General features: G+C 54.6%; 9 protein-coding genes. 3 read left to right on the top strand and 6 right to left on the bottom strand.

Annotated features, from left to right (window positions below; translation table 11 throughout):
• The first annotated feature begins 146 nt into the window (after positions 1-146).
• On the top strand, positions 147-1,463 hold the full coding sequence (locus tag ACZ9XP_RS14195) for a tyrosine-type recombinase/integrase (protein ID WP_465188639.1): 1,317 nt from the start codon (positions 147-149) through the stop codon (positions 1,461-1,463).
• A 136-nt stretch (positions 1,464-1,599) separates the two neighbouring features.
• Here the strand turns inward: ACZ9XP_RS14195 and ACZ9XP_RS14200 are convergent, their stop codons facing one another.
• Complete coding sequence (locus ACZ9XP_RS14200) at positions 1,600-2,529, bottom strand: LysR substrate-binding domain-containing protein (RefSeq protein WP_147689138.1); 930 nt, start codon at positions 2,527-2,529, stop codon at positions 1,600-1,602.
• A 48-nt stretch (positions 2,530-2,577) separates the two neighbouring features.
• Here ACZ9XP_RS14200 and ACZ9XP_RS14205 point away from each other — a divergent pair, with 48 nt between their 5' ends.
• Complete coding sequence (locus tag ACZ9XP_RS14205; protein WP_206211511.1) at positions 2,578-2,976, top strand: nuclear transport factor 2 family protein; 399 nt, start codon at positions 2,578-2,580, stop codon at positions 2,974-2,976.
• Between the two features lie 226 nt (positions 2,977-3,202).
• Here the strand turns inward: ACZ9XP_RS14205 and ACZ9XP_RS14210 are convergent, their stop codons facing one another.
• The 4 genes from ACZ9XP_RS14210 to ACZ9XP_RS14225 all read right to left on the bottom strand — a co-directional run bounded on the left by ACZ9XP_RS14210 (position 3,203) and on the right by ACZ9XP_RS14225 (position 6,360).
• Complete coding sequence (locus ACZ9XP_RS14210; protein WP_017507145.1) at positions 3,203-3,379, bottom strand: helix-turn-helix transcriptional regulator; 177 nt, start codon at positions 3,377-3,379, stop codon at positions 3,203-3,205.
• Between the two features lie 19 nt (positions 3,380-3,398).
• The gene (locus ACZ9XP_RS14215) at positions 3,399-4,289 is read right to left on the bottom strand and encodes a GTPase family protein (RefSeq protein WP_465188640.1); all 891 of its coding nucleotides are present in this window, start codon (positions 4,287-4,289) and stop codon (positions 3,399-3,401) included.
• 74 nt (positions 4,290-4,363) lie between these two features.
• Positions 4,364-5,347: a toxin-antitoxin system YwqK family antitoxin gene (locus tag ACZ9XP_RS14220; protein WP_206211157.1), complete on the bottom strand. Its 984-nt coding sequence runs from the start codon at positions 5,345-5,347 to the stop codon at positions 4,364-4,366.
• Between the two features lie 26 nt (positions 5,348-5,373).
• Positions 5,374-6,360 (bottom strand): toxin-antitoxin system YwqK family antitoxin, encoded by a 987-nt coding sequence (locus tag ACZ9XP_RS14225; protein ID WP_465188641.1) that lies wholly within the window; start codon positions 6,358-6,360, stop codon positions 5,374-5,376.
• Between the two features lie 161 nt (positions 6,361-6,521).
• Between ACZ9XP_RS14225 and ACZ9XP_RS14230 the strand changes: the two genes are divergently transcribed.
• A complete protein-coding gene (locus tag ACZ9XP_RS14230) occupies positions 6,522-6,866 on the top strand; it encodes a helix-turn-helix domain-containing protein (protein WP_017507141.1) in 345 nt (114 codons plus the stop codon).
• On the opposite strand, the gene ACZ9XP_RS14235 is transcribed toward ACZ9XP_RS14230, so the two are convergent.
• Entirely contained in the window at positions 6,867-7,763 is an 897-nt protein-coding gene (locus ACZ9XP_RS14235) for a recombination directionality factor (protein ID WP_465188642.1), read from the bottom strand.
• Positions 7,764-7,905: the final 142 nt, after the last annotated feature.

Genomic DNA, 7,905 nt, shown 5'->3' on the forward strand with positions numbered 1-7,905 from the left:
AGATAAAACTGGGCAACATGTCTACGACTGTCTAATACCGGGTTACTACAGCCACACAAAAACATACCCCCATATGTACCCCCATGCTATCTTCAGGGGGTACGCATGGGGGGTACTTCGTTATGGCAACAGATAAAAGCAATGGCATGGCACTACTCAAGGATATTCAGTGTCGCAATGCCCACCTAGAAGAGGGTAAGACCGAGTCGAACTACCGGGATGGTGGCGGCTTGGTGTTGGTTGTAACCGCAGAAAGAAAACGCTGGCGCTTTGTCAGCAGCCTTTACGGTAAGCGTATCAAGATCTGGCTAGGTGATTACCCAGCGCTAGGACTGAAACAAGCAAGGTTGGCCGCAGAAGAGTGCAGAGACAGCATCCGCAGTGGCAAGGACCCCTCTGTCGAGCGCAAGCTGCATAAGGAGGCAGGTAAACTTGCTCAGGCCTCAACGTTCGAAGTCGTAGCACTAGAATGGCTGGGAGAGCACTGCAGGGTAAAGAACATCAAGCCGGTGACCAGCACCCGCATTGCCAGCCAGCTACGCAAGCATATCTTCCCGCACATTGGCAGATTACCCGTTGATACGCTGAACGAAGCCCTACTACGTAAGCCGGTAGATCTGCTAAGCAAGCAAGGACACCAGCAAACCGCTGCACGTGTACTGCAACACATCAGCAGCGTGATGAAGCACGCTAAGCGTACCAGCCGCATCCAGCACGATCCAGTATCCAGCCTTACAGGGCGTAATGGCATTTTACCGGTGATTGTCAGCACCCCCAAAGCTGCCCTTCCCCTGGAAAGCATGCCGCAGCTGCTACAGAAGCTGCGTTCGGTAGATTGCCTGCTGATCATCAAGCTATTCCTGCGCTTTGCTTTGCTGACAGGTGCCAGATCATCAGAGATCCGCTTTGCCCGCTGGGACGAGTTCAACCTAGCAGAAGGCTTGTGGACTATCCCACCGGAGCGCGAGCCGGTAGAAGGCGTAGCGTATAGCTATCGCGGGGAAAAGATGGGCAGGCCACGCATGATCTTCCTAAGCCGCCAAGCCATAGAGGTGATGCAGCAGGTACACGGTCTAAACGAGCACGCCACCTTCGTGTTCGCAGGAGGACGTGTTGGCAGCCCGGTTTCGAATACCGGCATCAACAATGCCATTCGGGCTATGGGCTACAGCACCGGCACCGACCAATGCCTGCACGGCTTCCGCACTACAATGACATCAGCCCTGAATGAAGCCATGCGCTTCCATCGGGATGCGATCGAACTACATATCGGCCACGCAGCCAAAAACGACAAAGGCGATCTAGCCCCCTCTGCCAAAGCAATACGAGATCTTTACAACCGGAAAGCACGCTACCTGCAGCACCGACAGGAGATGATGCAATGGTACAGCGACTGGCTGGATGAACTCGAAAAGCGCGGGGAGTTTTTAGAGCCGGCAGACTTTACGGTGACGGCTAGTTGAGAGGGGGTGTACGTCGCCAGGCTGCTTGTCGGCCAAAGCGGTCTGTCAGCATGGGATGGAGTAACGGCCGGTTTACACAGGAATTCGGACTGGGCATCCACCGGGAGTGTCCGGATTTCTGTGTATGTCGCTATTACTAGACCAAGGAGTGCAAAGTTTCAGTCAGCAAGCGCAGTTTCATCGTATCGCCGCTTTGTGCCGGCATCACAAGATAGTAGCCGTGCTTATCGGAGTGGAGTTGCGGGAATGGCATGACCAGCTCGCCATGACTGAGCTGGTCATGAAATAATCGGGGGTCACCTAAAGCGATACCGTACCCTTGTACTGCGGCGCTGGTTGCCGCTTCAAGGGAGTCGAAAACCATGTGCTGACCAAGCAATGGCCCAGTTGCAAATTGACGCCACCAAGCTTGCCATTCCTCCTGGCTGGAGTTCGCATGGATAAGACGATAGCTCTCTACATCCACCGGGGAGTGCAGATCAATTGCCAGCTCGGAACTGCACATTGGCGTCAGTTGTTCAGGGAAAAGCAATTCCGCATACAGACCGTCCCACTGCCCATTGCCACGAACAATCATGGCATCAAACTCGGTATTGCTAAATTGGGGGGTATCACTAACCGTCGTACTGATCTCCAGATGAATACCTGGCAAGCGCTGCTGAATCGAATCGAGACGGGGCAGAAACCAGCGCAGAGCGAATGTCGAAGGCAGGCGCAACCGAATGTTGGCTTGTCGATCTGCAGGTCCGCTGGAAAAGTCAGACAAGGCCCCAAGTAAATGGGAGACCAATACATACAACACTTCCCCATTGGGTGTCATGTCCATTCCGCTGGTCGTGCGGTAGAACAAGGTCATCTGATAATGCTGCTCTAGTTGCTGGATCTGTCGGCTGACTGCGCCCTGGGTACGACAGAGCTGCCGGGCTGCACGAGTCAAACTCCCCAGACGTGCAACAGCTACAAATGCTTGTAGCCCCATCATGGATGGCAACGGCCTGGTCAGGGCATCAAGGGGGTATGCATGAACTGCATTCCCCCCTTCAGAATTAGTCGATATTCCGCTCATGATTGTCTTTGCTAAGGTCTGGCTTCAAACCTGTGACAGGAGAAGATGATGTCTAATGTAGAAGCCAACTTTTTTGCGGAGAAGCTGAAAGAGTACCTGCGTGAGCTTGAAAAGAGCAATGTTGATGGTGTCGTTGCTTTATTTTCCGCAGATGCCAAGATCTACTCCCCCTTGCTTGGCTGGGTCAGTCCACAACCGTTTTATAGCAAGCTGGCAGATGCATCCGGAAACAGTACGATCACCTTGCTGGACATCTTCCAGAGTACAGAAGGCAACCGCACTGCCAGTGCATTTTTCCGCTACGACTGGGTACTGCGTGATGGAGGCAAGGTCAGCTTTGAGTGTGTCGATGTCTTTGATTTCAACGATGCAGGGCTGATTGAGAAGCTAACGATCATTTACGATACACATCGGATACGTGGCGACCTGGGAGATCGTTTTGCTTGACTGCCGCCCCTGATGAGTAAGGTTGATGTCGAAATGTAAATGACTCCGAAAAAGCGGATACATGAATGGCTGCTTCCCGTTAGAAGCAGCCATTTATATTTACTGGCTGAATGACGGGTTTGGCCGAACAGCAGACAGCTATCACTTCAGAGATCAGCCTACCAATAGCAAAAAAAAACACCACGTCCCGCCCGCGTAGAAGCGGGTGGTACATGGTGCTTTCGCATCACCGTTCTGCCACCTTCATTCGCAGCCAACGTTCGATGTCTGATAGCAGCCACCCCACTGCCCTTCTACCTAGGCGGATCTGCTTGGGGAAGTGGCCCTCTCCGATGTACTTGTAGATAGTCGATCTGGCCAAACCGATCATGGCCATCACATCGTGGATTCTCAGGATCTTCATCGTCGTTCCTTCGCTTTGCTCACCACAGCCAGCCAAACACACGGCTAGCCAGGGTGGTGATGCGGTCTACCACGTAGTCGCAGGCTTCTTTGGCTACTTCCTTGACCATACTGACCACGACTGACCACAACCCGTCTTGCGCTTCTTGTTTCGTCGCCGCGCTGACCCATTCCGCTTTCGCTTCACGGGCCATGGCCCACTTTTTTTGTGCGGGCAGGGCTAACACCAGTTTTTCTAGCAAGCCGGGTAGGCCGTAGTTCTCTTCTGCCGAAATGCTGCAGACACTTTTAGGGCTGAGGTTGAACTGCTGGCAGATCAGCGCTTCTTTGGCGCGGATGTTGGCCGCTTGCATGAAGCCTGGCGTCTGGAACTGCCAATTCCATTCGCGGCAGGGTTCGACTTTGTCGGCCTGGCTCAGCACAAACAGGATGGGGATAGGTTTGTTGGCCAACGCTGGCAGTACCACATCGCGGTAGAAGGTTTCATCTACGCTCAGTGCCCGGTCGTCTGCTTTGATCAGCCACAGCATGCAGTCCAGCTTGGGTAGCCACTCCTGGTACAGTTGCTTGTAGTCCACATCCCGTTGCGTACTTTCCCCTACCCCGGGCATGTCGATCAGCGATAGGCCACGATCGCCTTTGGCTACCAAGGAGATTTCGTTGGGGTGGCGGGTGCAGGCGCCCACATCGCTGACCTCGGTAACGGTGGCACCAAACAGGCTGTTGCACAGCGATGATTTACCGGCACCGGTCTTGCCCATCACCCCCACCACGGCGTGGTAGTTCAGTACCTGGTTCACCACGCCCAGGATCTGCTGGCGCTGCTGGCTGGTGAGCTGCAGCTCTGCACGGTCAATAAGTTGCTTGAATTGCGCCAAGGCTTGGCCTGGCTGGAAGTCTGGTTCTTGCATAATGCGTCCTCTCACAAATACAAAAAGCCACCCGAAGGTGGCTTTGATGGTTTGGAAATCTTGTTTAGTCGCTGCTATTGCTCGACGGGGCTTGGCCCGTAGCACAGGTCCTGCAACCTTCTCAGTTCTTGACGTACCATGTCCGGGTCATTATTGGTTTCCTCGAATGCCTCTATTTTTTCTCGCACACACTGACGCTTCGCATAGACGACAGGATCGTGCTTAACGCCATACTTCCATAGCTCTTGCTTGGTCGACTTTCCCTGTTCGTCGTAGTACTGGAAAAGTCCTTCGGGTACGCCTTTCGACCACTGGCCGGTTTTCATTAACTTACCGGAGGGGTAGAAGAACTTCTCGGGGCCATGCTGCTGGTTGTTGGCCATGGTGCCCTGGTAGATGATCTGCTTGCCATCTGGGGTGAATTTCACGATCTCCCCTTCCATCGAGCCGTTGACATAGTTGGCGTAGCTGGTCACGGCCCCCGTTTGCTCATTCAGTACGGCCTCACGCCCGTGCAGTAGGCCATTCTGTAGCTGGTAGGTATGGATCAGCTTGCCGGACTTCACCATGCGGATGGTCATCTGTCCCTGAGCGTGACCTTGCTGGAAATTCACGTTGGCCGTCGCGACGTTGCCGTAGAAGTTGAACGGGCCATTGAGCATCCCTCGCTTGAACTGGATCTTGAGGAGTCGCTCACCCGTTTTTTCTTTGCGGCACTGGACCAAGCCATCCATCTGGCCGTCGGTAAAGTCAGCGTCACAGATAGCAAGCAAGCCATTTGAATACGCCATCAAACCCTGCAGCAAAATGCCTGGTGCAGGAGTGCCCGTCCCCGAAAAGATCATGGGCATCACCTTGAAGTAGCCGCCTTGATTGTTGATCAAGCGCTCCAGCGGCATATTGGTTACTTTCCCGCTGAAAGGAGCATTGGCACCCTGGCGGTATACCTTGCCATTAGCAATTTCAGCGTTACGGAAATCGAGCACGCTGGCCTGGCTGATATTCAGCGCGATCGTACACAGGCACAGCACCGAGACAGCTCTAACGTTGGTTTTCATGTGCATTCCTTGATAAACGTTTGTGGCTAGTTGTAACCGGTGGCAGGTAGACCGCACTCGCCTTCCCAATCCATCATCACGTCATGCATGATGGGTTGCTCATCACCGTTCTCTTCGCGGAATGCCTTGATTTTCTCGTCAAGGCACAACTCAGGCGTGTTGGCGTTAGGATTCTGCTTTACGCCGTCTTTCCACACTTCTTCCTGGGTAACACTCCCCTGCTCGTCATAGAACTGGAAGCGGCCTTGAGGCATGCCTTTCGACCACTGGCCGGTCTTCATTAACTTGCCGGAGGGGTAGAAGAACTTTTCTGGACCGTCCTGCAGGTTATTCACCATGGTCGCCAGGTAGATCATCTGCTTGCCATCAGGCGTAAACCTCGCAACCTCCCCTTCCAGCAAGCCATTCTCATAGTTTGCATAGCTGGTCACCGCACCGGTCTCTTCATTCAGTACCTCCTCGCGGCCACTCAGCTTGCCGCCTTGGAACGTGTAGGTATGAACAGGCTTGTCTGTCTTGCTAACCTTTACCGTCAACACGCCCTCTGGCATGCCTTGTTTGAACGTAATGCTGGCCGAGGCTTGGTTGGTGTAGAAGGTGAAAGGGCCACTGAGCATGCCTTTATCAAACTGGATATCCAGCAATTTCTCGTTGGTCTTTTCCTTACGGCATGACATAGCGCCATCCATCTGGCCATCGGTAAATTCAGCATCACACAGTGCAAACAAGCCGCTGGAGTACACCTGCAATCCCTGGAATACGAGCCCTGGTGCTGGCGTGCCGGTTCCCACAAAAGCAACCGGCATCACCTTGAAGTAGCCAGGATGGCGATCGATCAGGCGTTCTAGTGGCACGTTGGTTACCTTGCCACTGAAAGGCTCATCTGCACCTTGGCGGTACATCTTTCCGCTTGCTATCTCGACATTACGGAAGTCCATGATTTTGTCGCCACAACCCGTCAGGGCCATTGCGCACAGACACAGCACCGTGAAGGTGCGTACTTTGGTTTTCATGAGGGTTCCTTGATGGAAGAAAGCGTCGGCCTAGGTGCTGCTCTTGGCCTGACGCTGACTTTAAACGTCGCTTATCAACTCAATAGGTTGAGTTTCAACCCGGCAGGCACTTCATGTCAATGGGTTGAGTTACGACTATTCAGGTTGAACTGGAGAGCGTGATGACAACTATCGACCTGGATCAACTGGCGAAGGTGATTGGCAAGGCCATCACTCGCCACCGCCTGAGCAAAGGACTAACGCAGGAGCAACTGGCGGAACAGCTGGGCATTGGCAATGAAGCGGTCTCGCGTATGGAGCGCGGGATCGTGATGCCCACCGTTGCCCGCTTGGTCGAAATTGCCGTGATACTGGAATGTGATGTCGCGGCTTTACTCTCCGAGGTGTCCAGCCACGCGGACGGCCAGGCTCAACACCTGGCCCGTCTCCTCTCACCGCTATCGACAAAAGATCGCACTATGGTGATTTCGGTAGTAGAACAACTGAGTGCCCGACTGCAGCAGTGATTAAGCTGACTTGGCCGTCTGCTTGCCCAGCCTGGCGGTGAGGCGCACAGGCTTGCTGTCTGGTGGTGTACTCCCTTCTGGCGGAGGGCTTTCTACCGGGTAGAACTCTTCCATCACCTGTGGCAGCTCTTCTTCCGTTTCTTCGAACAGCCCGGTACCCAATAGCTGTAGGGCGGTTTGTTCGAATTGCTCGATGTTGACCCCTGCTTCCATGGCTGCTTCTGCTTCGGCCCGGGCTTGTGAGATGGCATCGGCCAACTCCACGCCTTCGCGTAGTGTCAGATCCACGTAGTAGACGGGGGTGCGATACGACTGCGTGGTGGATTTAGCGCGTAGGCGCAGCATCAGGGGCAGGTAGTGGGTGAGCCCGCCGCTAAGTGCTTCGAAGTACCTCAGCCTGGCGGCCAAGGTACGCACCGAGTTGTAGCCGGTAGTGCGGAAGATGAAGGTACCGAGCGCGTCCTGTTGCCCGTCTACCTGCACGTTCAACCTGCCGTACAGTTTGCAGCCCACTTCTTTGGCGTATAGGCAGCGATCTGGCCCGGTGCACTTCACGTCTTCGGGGCCTTCTTTGCGGTACAGCTTGGCGCTTTCACCGTTGCCCACGCACAGCGGGCGGCCGGTGGCGCGGTCGAAGGCGCAGTATTCGGCACGCAGGTTCAGCTCGCTGCTGTTGAACAAGGTACGTACCGGAATGGCGCGGATCTTGCCGTTGCTGGCTTGGTCGGCCAACGGTTGGTGTAGCGGGTGCAGTAGCCAGCCGTCTCGGTTTTGTACCTGGGTGGTAAGGGTGAAGCTGTCGTCTTTCTCCGGCAGCCACTTGTCGTTCTTTTGAACCAGCTTGCCTATGCTGATGCGCCCGATCACGGGCGGGGTGATGGCGAGGCCTTTGATCATGCTGCGCTCCTTGCGGTGTGAATGAGAAAGCGCCGGCTCCCTTCGACGGTTTTGCTGTATTGCGGCAGCAGGTCGGGGAAATCGGCACTGAGTTTGTCCAGGTCGGGGCTGGTGCGGTCTTTGGTTTTCTTCCAGCTGACTT

The organism is Vogesella perlucida (genome assembly GCF_979366545.1).